Annotated in this window: 19 protein-coding genes and 1 pseudogene; 11 read left to right on the plus strand and 9 right to left on the minus strand. The window is 70.4% G+C overall.

Features of this window, described 5'->3' with window-relative positions:
- Positions 1-193 precede the first annotated feature (193 nt).
- Positions 194-1048 (plus strand): helix-turn-helix transcriptional regulator, encoded by an 855-nt coding sequence (locus ACWEPL_RS10355; RefSeq protein WP_452435851.1) that lies wholly within the window; start codon positions 194-196, stop codon positions 1046-1048.
- A 424-nt stretch (positions 1049-1472) separates the two neighbouring features.
- On the opposite strand, the gene ACWEPL_RS10360 is transcribed toward ACWEPL_RS10355, so the two are convergent.
- Both ACWEPL_RS10360 and ACWEPL_RS10365 read right to left on the minus strand, forming a co-directional pair.
- Positions 1473-2489, minus strand: coding sequence for a zinc-dependent alcohol dehydrogenase family protein (locus tag ACWEPL_RS10360; RefSeq protein ID WP_452435852.1), 1017 nt, complete (start codon positions 2487-2489; stop codon positions 1473-1475).
- Between the two features lie 60 nt (positions 2490-2549).
- A complete protein-coding gene (locus tag ACWEPL_RS10365) occupies positions 2550-3119 on the minus strand; it encodes a cyclophilin-like fold protein (protein ID WP_452435853.1) in 570 nt (189 codons plus the stop codon).
- A 61-nt stretch (positions 3120-3180) separates the two neighbouring features.
- On the opposite strand from ACWEPL_RS10365, the gene ACWEPL_RS10370 reads away from it, so the two are divergent.
- From ACWEPL_RS10370 to ACWEPL_RS10380, 3 genes are all read left to right on the plus strand, one after another.
- Entirely contained in the window at positions 3181-4080 is a 900-nt protein-coding gene (locus tag ACWEPL_RS10370) for a helix-turn-helix transcriptional regulator (RefSeq protein ID WP_452435854.1), read from the plus strand.
- Between the two features lie 525 nt (positions 4081-4605).
- The gene (locus ACWEPL_RS10375; protein ID WP_452435855.1) at positions 4606-5010 is read left to right on the plus strand and encodes a pyridoxamine 5'-phosphate oxidase family protein; all 405 of its coding nucleotides are present in this window, start codon (positions 4606-4608) and stop codon (positions 5008-5010) included.
- Positions 5011-5021: 11 nt separating this feature from the next.
- A complete protein-coding gene (locus tag ACWEPL_RS10380; protein WP_452435856.1) occupies positions 5022-5879 on the plus strand; it encodes a haloalkane dehalogenase in 858 nt (285 codons plus the stop codon).
- A gap of 156 nt (positions 5880-6035) precedes the next feature.
- Here ACWEPL_RS10380 and ACWEPL_RS10385 read toward each other — a convergent pair whose 3' ends face one another.
- Positions 6036-7385 (minus strand): MFS transporter, encoded by a 1350-nt coding sequence (locus tag ACWEPL_RS10385; protein ID WP_452435896.1) that lies wholly within the window; start codon positions 7383-7385, stop codon positions 6036-6038.
- 67 nt (positions 7386-7452) lie between these two features.
- On the opposite strand from ACWEPL_RS10385, the gene ACWEPL_RS10390 reads away from it, so the two are divergent.
- The gene (locus tag ACWEPL_RS10390; RefSeq protein WP_350730674.1) at positions 7453-8190 is read left to right on the plus strand and encodes an AraC family transcriptional regulator; all 738 of its coding nucleotides are present in this window, start codon (positions 7453-7455) and stop codon (positions 8188-8190) included.
- Between the two features lie 13 nt (positions 8191-8203).
- Here the strand turns inward: ACWEPL_RS10390 and ACWEPL_RS10395 are convergent, their stop codons facing one another.
- Positions 8204-8749, minus strand: a complete 546-nt coding sequence (locus ACWEPL_RS10395) for a CGNR zinc finger domain-containing protein (protein WP_452435857.1) — start codon at positions 8747-8749, stop codon at positions 8204-8206.
- A gap of 82 nt (positions 8750-8831) precedes the next feature.
- On the opposite strand from ACWEPL_RS10395, the gene ACWEPL_RS10400 reads away from it, so the two are divergent.
- Entirely contained in the window at positions 8832-10055 is a 1224-nt protein-coding gene (locus tag ACWEPL_RS10400; protein WP_452435858.1) for an MFS transporter, read from the plus strand.
- Between the two features lie 339 nt (positions 10056-10394).
- On the opposite strand, the gene ACWEPL_RS10405 is transcribed toward ACWEPL_RS10400, so the two are convergent.
- Both ACWEPL_RS10405 and ACWEPL_RS10410 read right to left on the minus strand, forming a co-directional pair.
- Entirely contained in the window at positions 10395-10706 is a 312-nt protein-coding gene (locus ACWEPL_RS10405; RefSeq protein ID WP_452435859.1) for a hypothetical protein, read from the minus strand.
- A gap of 174 nt (positions 10707-10880) precedes the next feature.
- Positions 10881-11135, minus strand: a complete 255-nt coding sequence (locus ACWEPL_RS10410; protein WP_363973578.1) for a hypothetical protein — start codon at positions 11133-11135, stop codon at positions 10881-10883.
- A gap of 122 nt (positions 11136-11257) precedes the next feature.
- On the opposite strand from ACWEPL_RS10410, the gene ACWEPL_RS10415 reads away from it, so the two are divergent.
- Both ACWEPL_RS10415 and ACWEPL_RS10420 read left to right on the plus strand, forming a co-directional pair.
- The gene (locus ACWEPL_RS10415) at positions 11258-11389 is read left to right on the plus strand and encodes a hypothetical protein (RefSeq protein WP_363973575.1); all 132 of its coding nucleotides are present in this window, start codon (positions 11258-11260) and stop codon (positions 11387-11389) included.
- 475 nt (positions 11390-11864) lie between these two features.
- Positions 11865-12134: a Tn3 family transposase gene (locus tag ACWEPL_RS10420; protein ID WP_452435897.1), complete on the plus strand. Its 270-nt coding sequence runs from the start codon at positions 11865-11867 to the stop codon at positions 12132-12134.
- A gap of 6 nt (positions 12135-12140) precedes the next feature.
- Here the strand turns inward: ACWEPL_RS10420 and ACWEPL_RS10425 are convergent, their stop codons facing one another.
- From ACWEPL_RS10425 to ACWEPL_RS10435, 3 genes are read right to left on the minus strand one after another with little or no spacing between them, the layout of a single operon-like run.
- Positions 12141-13076: an ABC transporter permease gene (locus tag ACWEPL_RS10425; protein WP_452435860.1), complete on the minus strand. Its 936-nt coding sequence runs from the start codon at positions 13074-13076 to the stop codon at positions 12141-12143.
- 48 nt (positions 13077-13124) lie between these two features.
- On the minus strand, positions 13125-14087 hold the full coding sequence (locus ACWEPL_RS10430; RefSeq protein WP_452435861.1) for an ABC transporter ATP-binding protein: 963 nt from the start codon (positions 14085-14087) through the stop codon (positions 13125-13127).
- A complete protein-coding gene (locus tag ACWEPL_RS10435) occupies positions 14084-14476 on the minus strand; it encodes a GntR family transcriptional regulator (protein WP_350730686.1) in 393 nt (130 codons plus the stop codon). The genes ACWEPL_RS10430 and ACWEPL_RS10435 overlap by 4 nt, the downstream gene beginning before the upstream one ends.
- 177 nt (positions 14477-14653) lie before the next feature.
- Here ACWEPL_RS10435 and ACWEPL_RS10440 point away from each other — a divergent pair.
- The 3 genes and pseudogenes from ACWEPL_RS10440 to ACWEPL_RS10450 form a co-directional block, all read left to right on the plus strand.
- A pseudogene (locus ACWEPL_RS10440) lies at positions 14654-14956 on the plus strand (zinc finger domain-containing protein); the annotation flags it as partial.
- Positions 14957-14982: 26 nt separating this feature from the next.
- Positions 14983-15471, plus strand: a complete 489-nt coding sequence (locus ACWEPL_RS10445) for a recombinase family protein (protein ID WP_452435898.1) — start codon at positions 14983-14985, stop codon at positions 15469-15471.
- Positions 15368-15580 carry a hypothetical protein gene (locus tag ACWEPL_RS10450; protein ID WP_452435862.1) on the plus strand — a complete coding sequence of 71 codons (213 nt, stop codon included), beginning with the start codon at positions 15368-15370 and terminating at the stop codon, positions 15578-15580. Before ACWEPL_RS10445 ends, ACWEPL_RS10450 begins: the two co-directional genes overlap by 104 nt.
- Positions 15581-15683 lie beyond the last annotated feature (103 nt).

The raw sequence follows: 15683 nt of genomic DNA on the forward strand, positions 1-15683 counted from the left end.
TGCTCGCGGGAGTTCTCCACGGCCGCGGGCCCCTCCCCCAGATCGGAGAGCACGGCGGCGAGCAGTTCGACTGTGAGCTCGCTCCCGTCGTCCAGGAGCGTGCGGCGATGAGGAGAAGAGCGAATTTCCCTAGGATCGGCTCTCCAAGCGCGCGCGGCAGAAGCAGTGAGCCGAGGCACCGAGGATGGATGACATGAAGATGGACCGCGCCAAGCTGGCGGACTTCCTTCGCCGTTCCCGCGAGCGGCTCCAGCCGCAGGAGGTCGGCCTGGCCGCCGGACCGCGGCGCCGCACGTCCGGCCTGCGCCGCGAAGAGGTGGCCCAGCTGGCCGGGGTGTCGGCCGACTACGTGATGCGGCTCGAACAGGCACGCAGCTCCCAGCCGTCGGCCCAGCTACTGAGCGCGCTCGCCCGGGCATTGCGGTTGACCGAGGACGAAAGAGATCACCTTTACCTGCTGGCGGGCCACCGACCGCCCGAAGGGGCGCGCGCCGGAAATCACGTCCGTCCCGGCCTGCTCTACCTGCTCGACCGGCTGGGCGACACGCCCGCCCAGCTCCTCACCGACCTCGGCGATCTGCTCGCGCAGAACCCCCTGGCCGAGGCGCTGTTCGGGTGCGTGTGCACGATCGAAGAACCGGACCGGAACATCGTGTGGCGCTGGTTCACCGACCCGTTCGTGCGCGAGCCGTACCCCGTCGAGGAACACGACCGCCTGAGCCGCCTGCACGTCGCGGACCTGCGTGCCGCCGCGACGCGCCGCGGCTACGATCACTCCTCCAGTTCCCTGATCGACCGGCTCGAGGCGGCCAGCGAGGAGTTCACCGCCCTCTGGCAGCGGCACGAGGTCGCCGTACGCCGCGAAAGCCGGCTGCGCGTCATGCATCCGTCCATCGGGCCCGTCGAATTCGACTACGAGATGCTGCAGACTCAGGCCGCGGACCAGCGCCTGCGCCTCTTCACGCCGCCGCCCGGATCCAAGAGCATCGAGGCTCTCGAGCTCCTCCGCGTCGTCGGCCCGGAGACCGCCCACCGCAGTCATCGATGAGGGCCGCCGTTTCATCCTGACGGGACGACTGGGTCGAGTCGGGCGTTCACGCGCCGGCGAGCAGGTCGGTGGAGACCTGCCAGAGGCGTGCTGCCTGGTCGGGGTCCTGTGCGTAGGCGGCGACGCCTCCGTGGAGGTTGTCCGGGCGCAGATGACGGCGGTCAGAGGCAGGTGCAGCACGGCGGCGGCCAGCAGCCCGGCCGCGCCGGCCGAGCACATGCCCAGTCCGATCGCCAGGATTTTCCGCTCCGACCAGCGTTCGGCCAGCCGGCCGCCGAGGTGGCCGAACACCATGAAGCCGAGGGAGGCGAGAGGGCTGCCGGACTGGTGTTCGTGGGCGTGCCGGTCACGCTGTTCCTTCCATGTGTTCGCTGCGTCGATCGCTCCCGGCCGGTGAACGGCGGGGCGGGCGGTGTCGCCGGGCTTACGGGTGCAGCAGCACCTTGATGGCCCGGCGCTCGTCCATCGCCCGGTAGCCGTCGGCGGCCTGGTCGAGCGGGAGGCTGAGGTCGAACACTCTGCCCGGGTCGATCTGCCGCTCCCAGATGAGCTGCATCAGCTCGGGCAGGAAGCGGCGCACCGGGGCGGGGCCGCCGTGCAGGTGCACGTGGGAGAAGAACAGGCCCATGCCGGGCAGATGCACGTCGTGGGTGACGCCGACGTAGCCGACGTGCCCGCCAGGCCGGGTGGAGCCGATGGCCTGCATCATCGACTCCTGGGTGCCGACGGCCTCGATGACGCTGTGGGCGCCGAGCCCGTCCGTGAGGTCCTTGATCCGGGTGACGCCTTCCTCTCCGCGCTCGGTGACGATGTCGGTGGCGCCGTAGGCGAGGGCGAGGTTCTGGCGGGCCTCGTGGCGGCTCATCGCGATGATGCGTTCGGCGCCGAGTTGCCTGGCCGCCAGTACGCCGAGCAGCCCGACGGCGCCGTCACCGACGACCGCGACGGTCTTGCCCGGGCCGGCCGCGGCGGCCACCGCGGCGAACCAGCCGGTGCCCAGCACGTCGGAGGCGGCCAGGAAGCCGGGGATCAGGTCGTCCGAGGGGACGTCGGGCGTGGCGATCAGCGTGCCGTCGGCGAGAGGGACGCGCATGAACTGGGCTTGGGCGCCGCTGACACCCTGACGGTGGATGCAGGAGCTGTGGTAGCCGGCCCGGCAGATCTCGCAGGTGTTGTCGGAGGTGACGAACGAGCCCACCACGAACTGGCCGGGACGCACCGCGGTGACCGCGGATCCGACCTCCTCGACGATGCCGGCGTACTCATGGCCCATCGGCCGCGGCCCGTCCAGTTTCTCCACGCCCCGATACGGCCACAGGTCCGAGCCGCAGATGCAAGTCGCCGACAAGCGGACGATCGCATCGGTCGGCTCGATGATCTGCGGTTCGGGACGGTCCTCGACCAGGACCTGTCCGGGAGCGGTCATGACAGCAACATGCATGAGAAGAGCACTTCCTCGATAGGCGGTGACGGAGACGGCCGCCGGTTCAGAACGGACAGGTCAAGGGCCGGTCGCGGCGGCCGGCTCGATCCGGACCGTGATCTGCTTGCCCGCTGCGGCGAGCCTGTCCAAGCCGGCCTTGACGACGCCGAGGCGGACCAGGCCCGGATCAGGGACCACCTGGCCGAGATCGTCGTAGTAGACGGCGATCACTCCGCTCGAGGGCCAGAAGTAGATCTCGCCCGGGGTGGGATCGTGAACCGGAGTACCGCCCTGGGCCGTGAGCGCGCGCGGCAGCCGCCCTGCCTTTGCCTGTCCCCACGCGTCCGTCAACTGCAGGGTCAACGGCAGCATCGCGGCGAACTGCCGTGACGGCGGCGTGTCGGTCAGGGTCGCGGTGACGGCCTGGTCGCCGAACCGCAGCACCATTGCCATTCCCGAAGTGACGCCCGCCGTGGTCGACAGCGGCCCGGAGATATGCGGGTTCGCCGGGAGCGCGCACCCGGCCAGGACGGCGGCCAGCGGGGCGGCAAGCAGAGCACGGGCCAGGCAGCGGGTCCAGGCGGCGACGGTCACGGCATCGGTCATGGCATCCAGCACATCCGAGCAGCCCAGGAGCGAGAAAGTCACTCCTGATGGATGTACTACCAGTACATCCCAACCTGCCCAGAGGCTGGCGTACCGTCATGTCATGGACAACCGGTCCGATGTGCGCGAATTCCTCACCTCACGACGCGCCAAGATCACCCCTGGGCAGGCGGGCCTGCCCGTCGCCGGCCAGCGCCGCGTCCCCGGACTACGGCGCAGCGAGGTCGCCGCCCTGGCCGGGATGAGCGTGGAGTACTACGCCAAGCTCGAACGCGGCTCCCTGGCCGGAGTCTCGGCCGGCGTCCTCGACGCGATCGCCCGCGCCCTGCAGCTGGACGACGCCGAACGCGCTCACCTGCTCCGCCTCGCACACGAGGCCGACGGCAGCAACGCCATCCTGCGCCGGCGCCGTCCCAAGCAGCCGACGGCACGTCCCGGGCTGCAATGGATGCTCGACGCCATCACCACCGCCCCGGCAATCATCGGCAACAACCGATCGGATCTGCTGGCCGCCAACCACCTGGGGCGGGCCATGTACAGCGACCTCTACGCCGATCCCACCCGGCCGCCGAACTTCGCCCGCTTCACCTTCCTCGACAGCGCAGCCCGCCGCTTCTACCCCGACTGGGACCTGGCCGCCGACATGACCGTGGCCAACCTGCGCACCGCCGCCGGCAAAGACCCGCACGACAAGATCCTGCACGACCTGGTCGGCGAACTCTCCACCCGTAGCGACGACTTCCGTCATCGCTGGGGAGCCCACAATGTCCGCACCCACGGCACCGGCGTCAAACACTTCCGCCACCACATCGTCGGCGACCTCACCCTCACCTACGAAAGCATGGACCTGCGCGCCGAGCCCGACCTGTCCATGACGATCTATGCGGCCGAACCCGGCTCCCCGTCCGAGGACGCGCTCCGCCTGCTCGCCTCCTGGGCAGCCACACACGAGCACACCGACCGGCCCCAGGACACCGACCACCCGGACATCGAGCGCACCTGACGCACAAGCACCCGATCGGCGGGTGCGGGCTCAGCCACTTTTGCCAGGACGGATCGCGCAGCACGATCTGGATCATCACCGTCCAGCAGCGTCCACCGGATCGCCTCGGGGGCAGCGGCGAAGTCGGACGGACACATCCGCAGCGCCCGCGCCCGCCAGGCCTCCACGACCTTCCCCGAGGTCCCTTCGAACAGCATCTCCGGCAGGCCGATGCGCTGCTGGCCTCCTCACCGTCCGGGTCCGGGTCTGATGCAGCGATCAACTCCTGCAACGCGGGCGGCAGGCGCTGCATCGTGGCCGTGGTGAACTCCCGCTCGAACATCGCCTCGGCCGCGCCCACTGCTTGGGGCGGGGAGGTTCCATCCGCTCTCTTCACCCACTATGGTTCAGAAGTGAGTCAGTCAACTCACTAACTATGTGAGGCAGAATTATGATCGTTGTCACGGCCGCCGAGGCGGGCGGGATCCGTCGGGTGATCCTGCTGCCCTCTCGGGGCGTCGGGAGCCGGCCGAACGGCTTCCACTGATGGGACCGCGTGGAGCCCTCTCCACGAGCCCGACCGGCTCGGTGGAGTCCTTCCTGGCCGAACCCCGCGTGGCCACGCTGACGACCCTGCGGCCCGACGGGTCCCCGCACGTGGTGGCGGTGCGCTTCACCTGGGACGGCGAGCGGGAAATGGCCCGTGTGCTGACCGTCGCCGCCTCGCGCAAGGCCCGCAACCTGGTACGGGGCGGCCGCGCCGCGCTCTGCCAGGTCGACGGGTTCCGCTGGGTCACCCTTGAGGGCAGCGCGACGGTGTCCGACGATCCGCGCCGGGTGGCCGAGGCTGCCCGCCGCTACCTCCGGCGTTACGGTTCGCCGCCGCCCGCGCCGCCAGGCCGGGTCGTGATCGAGATCGCGGTGGACCGCATCATGACACTCAACACCTGAACGGATCCGACATGCCTTTTCAGAACGTGCTCGACTCCACCATGCACTACCGGGAACTCGGCGCCGGCGCGCCGATCGTCTTCCTGCACGGCAACCCGACCTCCTCCTACCTGTGGCGCAACGTCATGCCCGCCATCGGGCACGGCCGTCTCCTGGCTCCCGACCTGATCGGCATGGGCGAGTCGGGCAAGCCCGCCATCGAGTACACCTTCGCCGACCACGCCCGCTACCTGGAGGCCTGGTTCGACGCGCTCGACCTCGACGACGTGGTGCTGGTCGGCCACGACTGGGGCGGCGCGCTGGCCTTCGACTGGGCCTCCCGCCACCCGGACCGGGTTCGCGGGATCGCCTTCACCGAGGCCATCGTCAAGCCGATGAGCTGGGACGAGCTCCCCGAGGACGGCCGCGACCTGTTCCGGGCGATCAAGACCGAGGGCGTGGGCGAGTCCATGATCCTCGACGATGACGCCTTCCTCAGGCAGGGCCTGCCCACCACGGTCACCACTCCGCTCACCGAGGAGGACATGGCCGCGTACACGCAGCCGTACCCGACCAGAGAGAGCCGCCTGCCGCAGCTGCGCTGGGCGCGCTCGTTGCCGCTGGGCGGGGAGCCGGCCGACGTCGTGGCCAGGATCGAGGCGTTCGACCGGTGGCTGGCGACCAGCGTCGAGGTGCCGAAGCTCATGATCGGCTTCCGTCCCGGCATCGGCACGATGTGGACGTCGGAGACCGTCGCCTGGTGCGCGAAGAACGTGGCCGCGCTGGAGATCGTGGAGCACGAGGAGGTCGCCGGGCATCACACGCCGGAGGACCAGCCCTTGGCCATCGCGGCGGACATCGAGAGCTGGCTGGCCAAACTGGCGGGCTAGCCCGAACTGCCGGCGTTCGGTTGCGGTGGTGGAGCCTGCCGGGCAGGCCCCACCACCGTGAATCGCGCCCGGCCCGGCGTACGGTGTGGGCCTGCTCATCGAGCTCCAGATCCGCGGCCCGCGAACCACGCCCGCCCGGGAGCTTCAAGGAGCGCGTCACCCTCGGTCCGCCCGCACGGGCGCGGACGGCTGATAGGGCTGGGTCCCGCCGGTACGCGAGGGCAGCAGCACGACGATGAGTACGGCCCCGAGCGCCACGCAGATCGCGCCCGCCGTGAGCCCACCCGAGTAGCCCATGACGGCCAGCGCGGCCACCCCGACGGCGCCACCGACCTGCTGGACCGAGGTGAACAGGGCCGAACCGAGACCGGCGTCCTCCTCGGTGGTGCCGTCGACCGCGGTCGCGGCCATGACGGGCAGGCTCAGCCCGTTGCCCACACTCAGCACGAGCATGCCAGGCAGGACATGGGCGGCATAAGAGTCGCCCGCCGCCACGCCGGACAGCAGCAGCAAACCGGCGATGTTGATGAGGAAGGCGAGCAGGAGCGCCCAGCGCGTCCCGATCCTGAGGGAGATGCGGGAGGACAGCCACATGCCCGCCAGGATGCCGCCGCCGTAGGGCAGATAGGCGATGCCGGCCAGGAGCGGGCTGTATCCCAGAGCGGTCTGAACCTGGATCATCAGCAGGAACGACATCGCGTACATCGCCATCGAGAACAGCAGGGTCGCGCCGTTGGCGACCGCCCGCGTCCGTGAGGCCAGGAACGATCTGGGCACCAACGGCGCCGCCGCCCGCGATTCGGCCACCAGGAACACCACCGCCAAGGCGGCGGAGAGCCCGACGGCGCCGATGACGAGCGGATCGCTCCAGCCGGTCTCTCCGGTCCGCAGCAACCCGTACACCAGCGACACCGCGGCCCCCGTGACCAGGACCGCGCCGGGAACGTCGAGGCTGCGCCGCCCGGGGGCGCGGGACTCGGGGACCAGGCGGGGCAGCGACGCCAGGGCCACGGCGACGACGGGAAGGTTGATCAGGAAGATCCAGCGCCAGGACACCAGGTCGGTCAGCGCCCCGGACAGCACCAGGCCCGAGGTCCCGCCGAGGGCCGCGATGCCGCCCCAGACCCCCAGCGCCCTGGCCCGCTCCTCCTGCCCCGGATACAGCAACGTGATCATCGACATCGCCGCAGGGCTGGCCATCGCAGAACCCGCTCCCTGCACGAACCGCCCGACCACGAGCTGCCACGGCTCCTGCGCCAGCCCGCACGCCAGACTGGCCACCCCGAACAGCGCCACCCCGATCAGAAAGACGCGGCGGCGGCCCAGCAGATCCGCCATCCGGCCGCACAGCAGCAGCAAACCGCCGAAGGCCAGGAAGTAGGCGTTGACGACCCAGGGCAATCCGGACGCGCTGAAGCCCAGCTCATCGCGGATGCTGGGCAGGGCCACGCTCACGACGGTGTCATCGAGAACAAGCATGAACTGGACAAGACACAACACAATCATCGGCACCCGACGACGCTATGATCCGCCGCATTTGGCCACAATTCGCGATGGGGCCAGACTATGTCGCATGGAGGACATGGGCGGCGCGATCATCGTCGGGCACTTCCCGCTGACCTCGGGAGAGTGGATCCCCCCGCACAATCACACCCACCACCAGCTCGCCTGGACCCGGCGCGGCGTCCTGAGCGTCGAAGTGGACGAGGTGTACTGGGTCCTGCCGCCCACCCGGGCACTGTGGCTGCCCGCGGGCGTCACCCACGCGACCGGCGCGACCCGCGACGCCGTACTGTGCAGCCTCTATCTGGCGCCGGAGCGCTGCCCGCTGGACTGGCCCGAGCCCACCGCGGTCGGCGTGGACGGCCTGCTGGCCGAGCTGATCGGGTACCTGGCCCGCACCGACCTCGCCGACGACGCGCGGTTGCGCGCCGAGGCCGTGCTGCCCGACCTGCTGCGCCCGCTGCCCACCCGCCCCATCGACGTGCCGCAGCCCACCGACGAGCGGGTTCAGGTGGTGGCGGCCGCCCTGCTGGCCGACCCCGCCGACCCGCGCAGCCTGGAGGCTCACGCCCGCGCGGCGGGCGTGAGCAGGCGGACGTTGACCCGGCTGTTCGTGCGCGACGTGGGCATGAGCTTCGACCATTGGCGTACGCAGGTACGGTTGCGCGCCGCCCTGCCACTGCTGGCCGAGGGCCAGCCGGTGTCGCGGGTGGCGCACAGCGTGGGGTACGCCACGGCGAGCGCGTTCCTGGCGGCCTTCCGCCGCACGGTCGGCACCACGCCCCGGCGCTACCTGCTCAGTCGTTGAATTCAAGCCTTGATCAGGCCGGGCGGCGGCTGCGATAGGCGGCGGTCTTGGCGCGAGCCGTACACGCGGCGCTGCAGTAACGACGCGACCCATTACGGGTCAGATCGATGTAGACCGCCTCGCACTGGTGCGCCTGGCACTCCCCGAAGCGGTCCGGGCCGAAGCCGTCCACGATGAGGGCCAGCGCTGTGGCGAACTCACCGCCCAGTCCCTCCACCTGGGTGCCGTCCGAGCCGTGGAAGTGCAGGTGGAACGGCTGGCCGACATCCTCGACCAGGTACGGCTGCGCACCGTACCTGCGGATCATGGCGTTGATGCGGGCGGCCTGCTCGGCCGGTTGCTCGGCCAGGAGCGCTTGCCGCAGCTCGGTGGCCAGCTCGGCCAGGCGCCGCCCCGCGTCCGGAACGGCGCGCAGGGCCGCACTCGTACTGTCGCCGAGATGGGCGGCGAACGTCGTCGCGAGGTCGTCGCCCGCCAGTGGCCGCACCGAGGCACCGCCCCGCCGGTATGCCGTGGCCAGGTTGACCAACTCGGCGATCAGCGGCGCCTGCCGAGTCACGTTACAGGCTATCTCCACTTGACCAGTAACATCCTTCCGTGTGTCATAGGCGTAATCCAGTTAGATGGTAACGGAGTCCGCCATGTTCGCACCTTATCGCCGCCTGTTCGCCCTACCGGGCGTCCCGCACCTGCTCGTCGCCGGGCTCATCGTCAAGCTGGGCACGCCCGTGCTCAGCCTCGCCCTGCTGCTGGCCGCCGTCGACCGGCTCGGCTCCTACGCCACCGCCGGCCTCGTGCTCACCGGCCACGCGCTGGCCCTGGCCCTGTGCGCGCCCATCGGCGGGCGCATCGCCGACCGGTACGGCCCCCGCCGCGCGCTGACGGGCTACCTGGTCACCCACGCCCTCGCCTACGCTCTCCTCCTGCTCGCCCCGCCCGCCTTGATGATCGGCGCCGCCGTACTGCTCGGCGCCACCACCCCGCCCGCCGGATCCGTCATCAGAACCGCCTGGCCACGCCTCGTCCCCGCCACCTCCCTGCCCACCGCCTATGCGGTCGACAACGCCGTCAACGAGCTGACCTTCATCGCCGGCCCCCTGCTCGTGCCGATCCTGACCTGGACCGTCCCCGCCCAGGGCGTGGTGGCTGCCGCCGGCGCCGCCGTCCTGCTCGGCACCGCGCTGCTGCTGGCCTCCCCTGCGATACGACAGACCGCTTCCACCACGCCGGGCAGGCTCCATCTGGCCGGGCCGCTCACCCACCGGCCGGTTCTCGTGCTGCTGACCATCGCCGCCTTGGGCACGTTCACCTTCGGCTGCCTGCGCATCGCCACGGTCGCCTCGGCCACCGTCCTCGGCTCCGCTTCCTCCGCCGGCGTACTGATGGGCCTGCTGTCGGCCGGCGCCCTCCTGGGCACCCTCGGGTACGGCGCGCGTGCGTGGCCCGTCACCAGCGGGCGCCTGCTGGTCCTGCTCTCGCTCGCCGAGGCGGCTGTCCTGCTCACCGGAGGCTGGGCACCCGGCTTCATGACACTCGCCGTACTGATCGCTCTTGTCGGGCTGGTGACCGGGCCACGCGACGCGGTCGTGCCGACCCTGCTCGCCGAACACGCCCCCGCCCGCTACCGCACCGAGGTCTTCGCCTGGCTCAACACCTTCACCTGGGCCGGCTACGGCCTGGGCACCGCCGTCGCCGGCCGGCTCACCGGCCCCCACGACACCGGCGCGGCCGCCTTCGGCGCCGCGGCGATCGCAGCGATGGCAGGTGCCATCCTGGCCGCCGTCGCCGGTCGGATCGCCTCGCCCCTGCCGGCACCAGCCGCGGTCCCGGCCGAAGGTGAATCTGATCACGTGACCGACAACTGATCGTCGGCAGGCTTGCCGGGCCACGACCACGGACGGAGCCGGTGGCACGGACCCAAGCGAGGCCTCGACACCTGCGCATCGGCTACGCCCGCGACCGCACTGTCCCCGCTGGGCCATGCTCATCTGAACCGCCTGGGCCGCTACGCGATCGCTTGCCTCGGCCCCGGCGAAGGACCCGCGGCCGCTGCCGCATGAGGATGCCGCCACGGTCGTGGGTGAGAACCGCGTTTGAACCGCCGGACTGCCGCACCCCCGTATGTGACAGAACGGAAAGGAGGCCATCAGTCAGACGTCGCCGAACATACGGTTCCTGTCGCTCTCCGACGTCGCGGCGGGCGATCAGCCGGTCGATCGCGGTCCTGGAGTGGGCGGGGTCCGGCTGTCGGGCGCCGCCAGTCGCTTGGCCCAGGCGGGCACGGCCGGGGCGACCTGACCGCGCTTGCGAAACCAGGCCAGCCAGGACAGCATCGCGGCGCGACGGGTGTTCCAGGTGTTGACCGCCGCGCCGTCCCACAGCGTTTCCAGGGCATCGCCGATCTCGTCGTCGACCACCACCGCGAGCGGGGGCGTGGTCCTGCCGACGCCGGCGGCGTAGGCGCGTACGGTGTTGGAGTTGCCCAGCCGCAGCAGCACCATCCCGTCGTCCGCCACCCTCAGAGCGTGCGTAGGGAATCCTGGCCAGCGCCGACGGCGCGACTGGGCTGAGGCCGTGCGCGCGGATAGGTGCCGCCCGGCGCCGTCCGGGTGCTACTGAGGTTCGTGCGCGACACTGCAGCGCCACAGAGTGGACACAGGAGCCGTGGGGGTGTGGGGCTGGCGCCGTGGTCAGCGCTGTGCCAGCAGGCGTGATGCCGCCTCTCGTGCGAGGCCGGCAGCGGTCGGGTCGCCGAGGCCGACGCGGACGCAGGCGGCTCCGTCAGCGAGCGTGAGCAGGGTGGCCGCGACTGCGTCAGGGGCCGTCTCCCCCGCCGCGGCGGCGAGTTCGGCGAGGTAGCGGAGGATTTCGCGCTTGTGGTCGCGGATCGCGAGACGCACCGGGGTGATCGGCGTCGGGGTTGGGCGGGTCAGCAGGATGCGCAAGGACCGGGTGCTGCTCACCGGGGATGCGGCGTTCGTAGTCCGACCCGCACACGGCGGCCAGCGCGGAGAAGTCGGCCACAGACGCCATCGCCCTCTTCACCGCCCTGGGGCAGTTCCCATCCGTGGACGCCGCCCTGCAGGCGTGGGAGAAGGACCGGCTCGCCGAAGGAGCCGCCCTCTACCGGCACGGCGTAAGCCTCGGGCACCGGCTGGGCCTCAGCGCTCCCGCGGCGATGCCCGACCGAATCGGCTGACACAGCGTTCCCGGGCCGGCCCCGGACAGGCCGTACAGGGCGAGCACCGCGTGCCGCCGGACTCCGCCGCCCTGCTCGGAACGCCTCGCCCGGGTCAGGACACTGGCGGAGACCCTCAGCCCGCGTGCCGCCTGACCAGACCCTCGGCCATCTGGCTTGGCTCGATGAACACGGCGCCGCAGGACATAGGCCAAAGCTGCCTTTGCCGTCTTCACCTGGGATCATTTCTTCCCGCTGTCCGGCGACCCGGACGGGCGGCACTTCGAGTGCTGGACGGCGCTCGCCGCCACCGAGTCCGCCTCACGAGCACACACCCAACAGCAGTCACGCGCCCTGGCGTCCGACGCGTCATCGGACGTGAGGCAGGCGGCTACCTTTCCGATCTCGTGCAACTCCCCCAACGGTCGAGCGGCACCAGCAATGTATCGCTGACCGTCCGATCGGGTCAGAGAGGGCACCGTCCCCGGCGCGGCACCTGAAGCAGCAGACCGAGCAGGCGTGGTGCCTGACGCTCGTGACCAACTCCGTGGTCGCATGGGCGACGGAGTTTTACGGCCTGGCCGTGGACTCGATGCGCGCCACCGGGTGGCGCGTCGACGATGAGGTGCTGGCTCAGCTTGGCCCCACTGGCTTCCGGCCCGACCTACGGTCCTGCATGATCCACTGCTTGCTCTCTACCGGACGTCTTGCAGAAAGCGGTGACGGTCCTGCGCCAGGCCGTCCCGTCACCGTGATGAGGCGATAACTGGCTTCAGATACGAGGCCGAAGGGTGCGCCGGACGGCGACACCGCCCAATGCGAGAGCGGGGATGAGCAGGATTCCCGCTTCGGTCCATTGGAACCGCCAGAACCTGTTCGCGGGGTGGAATTCGGCCACCTGTCGGTAGCCATGGCTGAATGAGCACTTGGCGTACTTCTTGGTCGTCTCGTCTGTCCCGCAAGGGCCGGCGAGCGCGAGCGCTACGTCCTGAGAGGTGAACTTCACGCCGCTCTTGTCGATCCAATAGTCGGTCACAGACAGGGAGTCTTCCGGTACGAGCTCGTCCATGACCTTGGCCTGCACGGCTCGCTCCGGCGGCGCGTAGGAGGACGGCGCCCTGAGGAGTCCGAAGAATGCCAACGCGCACACCGCCAGGGTCACCGCCATCGCCGGCAGGGTCCGCCGGAACAGCGCGCCCGTGGCCATGCCGAGCACGAACGCGGCCAGCCACCACGCCGCCGGAACGATGCCGACAAGACGGAACCATCTCAAGTCGAAGCGGTCGACGTTGTAGGGAGGGACGTCGAAGGCGGCCAGCCACGGACCCACGATGCCGGCCAGCGCCAGCCCGCCGAGCGTGACCGCGGCACCGAGGCCGACGATTTTGGCCGCCAACCAGCGGCGCCGCGTCACCGACTGGGTCCAGGTGAGCTGGTGCGTGCCCTGTTCGAACTCCCGGGCCAGGAGCGGAGCCCCCCAGAAAGCGCCGATCATCGCCGGGGCCAGCAGCGGAAGCCAGCCGAGGAGTTCACCCACCAGCCGTATGCGCTCGTTCATCTCCACGAGGTAGGCGCTGCACGCGGGCGTGTCCGTCACACAGTCGGCCGCCGGAGCGTTCTGCGCGGCGAAATCCGCCGCGCCCAGACCGCTGACGAGCAGAACCGCGCCGAGGACGGCCAGCAGCGCCGTGGTGACGAGCACCTGCATGCGATGCTGCCGCCAGGTAAGCCACAACACTTCCAGGTCTCCTAGCAGTCAGGAAATGGTCAGGGTCGGACGAGGCAGTGAGGTGGTGTCGGGGCGGCGCAGGTAGGCCAGCACCAGCTCCTCCAGGCTCACACCGGACTCTCTCCATCGCGGGTCGTGCAACGGCGTTCCCGAGCCGGTGCGAGCCAGCAGGTCGGCCTGCCGTTCGCTGCGGCTGTCGCTGATCACCGGCACCCGGGTTGCCATCCCGTCGGCGAGCTCGGCCGGACCGGACAGCATCCGGTGAGTGGCGAGCAGCTCGTCGACCTCGCCGCTGATCTGGACCTGGCCACGGTTGAGCACCACCAGCCAGTCGCAGGCGTTGGTCAGGTCGGACACCACGTGGGAGGACAGCACGACGGTCATCTGCGTCTCGGCCACCGCCGCCATCAGGGAGCGCATGACGTCGTGCCGGGCCACCGGGTCGAGGTTGGCCAGCGGCTCGTCCATGACCAGCAGCTCCGGCCGCTTGGCCACAGCGATGGTCAGCGCGACCTGCGCCTGCTGACCTCCTGAAAGCTTGCCGACCTTGCGGTTCAGCGGGATGTCCAGTTCCGCCAGCCGCTGCCGGGCCAGGGTGTCGTCCCACCCCGGATTGAGATGGTGTCCGAAGCGGAGCATCTCAGCGACGGTGAAGCCGTCGTAGAGGGGTTTGTCCTGGGCCAGGAACGCCACCCGCGCGAGGGCCTCCGCCCGCTGCCCGACCGGCTCGCCGAAGACACGCACGCTGCCCCGGGTGGGGGCGATCAACCCGGCGACCAGGTGCAGGAACGTGGACTTGCCCGCGCCGTTCGGTCCGACGAGCGCGACGACCCGGCCGGCGGGGACGGACAGCGTGCACTCGCGCAACGCCCACGTGCCCCGATACCGCTTGGCGAGCCTCACGGCCTCCAGAGCCGCCGGGCTCTGTGCGGGTGCGGTGAGCTCACCGGATCCGCCGCCGAACATCCCCACTGTCCAATCCGCCGTCATGCGATCCCCTCCTGGGGGAAGTCAGCGAGCACCGAGGCGAACAGCGCCTCCATATCCCCTTGGTCGAGCCCCGCTTCACGGCAGCCGCGCACCCATTGGGCGAGGTCACGGCGGAACCGGGTGTGATCGGCCGTGGATCCGCCGCCCAGGGACCGCTGCACAAACGTGCCCAACCCGGGCCGGCCGACGACGAGGCCCTCGTTTTCCAGCTCGCGGTAGGCCTTGGCCACTGTGTTCGGATTGATCGCGAGGTCGCTGACGACCTCTTTGATCGTCGGCAGCCGATCGCCCGGCATGAGCGCACCGAGCCGCAAGGCGTGTTTGACCTGATGCACCAGTTGGAGATAGGTCGCCACACCAGAGCTTGGATCGAGGCGAAACTTGATCACCACAATACCCTTTTCCTATTTGATTAGTAAAAGGGTATTAGCCGCCCACGATCTTCGTCAACTCGGCCTCCTGGCCTCTCGCGCGGGTCGTCGTCGCCGCTTCCCGAGAGCCCCAGATTCGGCCCGCACTGCCAGCCGCAGAGCAGCTCTGCGTGACAGCGGCGACGGACTGCGGTTCGCAGAAACGAAGAGCGGCGCCCGTGCCCGCGCTGCCTGGTCGAGCCCGGCTCGCCGTGTCGGTCGCGCTCCGGCACCGTCGCCGGGGCCTACCACGCCAGGCGGTTCACCAAAGTCCCTCGGCCGGCGAAGCTGCTGCGCGGGCCGACCCCGACCGACCGCGGGCCGGGGCGGCTGTGGCGGCCAGGCGCCCCGCCTCCGACGCCGTTCCTCGCTGACACCCCGGCCACGGACATCCGCGTCGCCTACGCCCGCCGCTCCCGCCTCACTTCCAGGAACTTCAGTCCCAGCTGGACGCGCTGACCGCACACGGCATCCCGCGCGAGAAGATCCTCGCCGAGAAGGTATCCACCCGCGTGCGGGTTCGCCCGAAGTTCGAAGCCGCGCTGGAGGCCTGCCGCGCGATCAAGGCGCACGCCCCGCCGCACTGCCGAGTCATCCTCACCGTGTACGAGATGAAGCGGCTGGGCCGGGACTCGGCTGAGTTGACCGCGCCGGCCGACCACCTCACCGCGCACGGCATCGCCCTGGAGATGCTCGCCGGACCGCTGACCGGGAGCTACGACCCATCCGGCACAGGGCGGGTACTGTTCGCATTCTTCGCCGCAATGGCCGAACCCGAACGCGAGAACATCCGCGAGGCCACTCTGGAAGGCCTGCATGCCGCCGCCCCGCAAGGGAAACCACGGCGGACGCCCGCCAGTGATCACCGACATGCTGCACACCGTGCTCCGCCGCCGCGCGAACGGCGAATGGGTGGAGGAGATCCGCCCGGACCTGATCATCCTCGCCGGCAAGCGCAAGGGACAGCACCCTAGCCTGGCGAGCATCTACCGGGCACCGGCCGAGCACAACAAGCGGCAGGCGTATCCCAAGGCCGTTGAGCAGGCCCATAGCGACTTCGCCATGCTCCAAGCGAGCACCTGATCGGCACGGCCAATCGGCCGCATCATCGCCGGCCGGCGATACCCGCCCGATTCTCGGCGGCAACCACGGCTACCCCCTTGGGGCCAGCTTCGGGAGTCCTGGG

It is taken from the genome of Nonomuraea sp. NPDC004186 (assembly GCF_053603495.1).

Bases quoted from the DNA above. Each gene is read 5' to 3' on its own strand.
- ACWEPL_RS10375 (WP_452435855.1), top strand. From the start codon at position 4,606: ATGGGACCGCGTGGAGCCCTCTCCACGAGCCCGACCGGCTCGGTGGAG.
- ACWEPL_RS10370 (WP_452435854.1), top strand. From the start codon at position 3,181: ATGGACAACCGGTCCGATGTGCGCGAATTCCTCACCTCACGACGCGCC.
- ACWEPL_RS10390 (WP_350730674.1), top strand. From the start codon at position 7,453: ATGGAGGACATGGGCGGCGCGATCATCGTCGGGCACTTCCCGCTGACC.
- ACWEPL_RS10355 (WP_452435851.1), top strand. From the start codon at position 194: ATGAAGATGGACCGCGCCAAGCTGGCGGACTTCCTTCGCCGTTCCCGC.
- ACWEPL_RS10380 (WP_452435856.1), top strand. From the start codon at position 5,022: ATGCCTTTTCAGAACGTGCTCGACTCCACCATGCACTACCGGGAACTC.
- ACWEPL_RS10360 (WP_452435852.1), bottom strand. From the start codon at position 2,489: ATGCATGTTGCTGTCATGACCGCTCCCGGACAGGTCCTGGTCGAGGAC.
- ACWEPL_RS10430 (WP_452435861.1), bottom strand. From the start codon at position 14,087: ATGACGGCGGATTGGACAGTGGGGATGTTCGGCGGCGGATCCGGTGAG.
- ACWEPL_RS10400 (WP_452435858.1), top strand. From the start codon at position 8,832: ATGTTCGCACCTTATCGCCGCCTGTTCGCCCTACCGGGCGTCCCGCAC.
- ACWEPL_RS10450 (WP_452435862.1), top strand. From the start codon at position 15,368: ATGCTGCACACCGTGCTCCGCCGCCGCGCGAACGGCGAATGGGTGGAG.
- ACWEPL_RS10425 (WP_452435860.1), bottom strand. From the start codon at position 13,076: ATGCAGGTGCTCGTCACCACGGCGCTGCTGGCCGTCCTCGGCGCGGTT.
- ACWEPL_RS10385 (WP_452435896.1), bottom strand. From the start codon at position 7,385: ATGATTGTGTTGTGTCTTGTCCAGTTCATGCTTGTTCTCGATGACACC.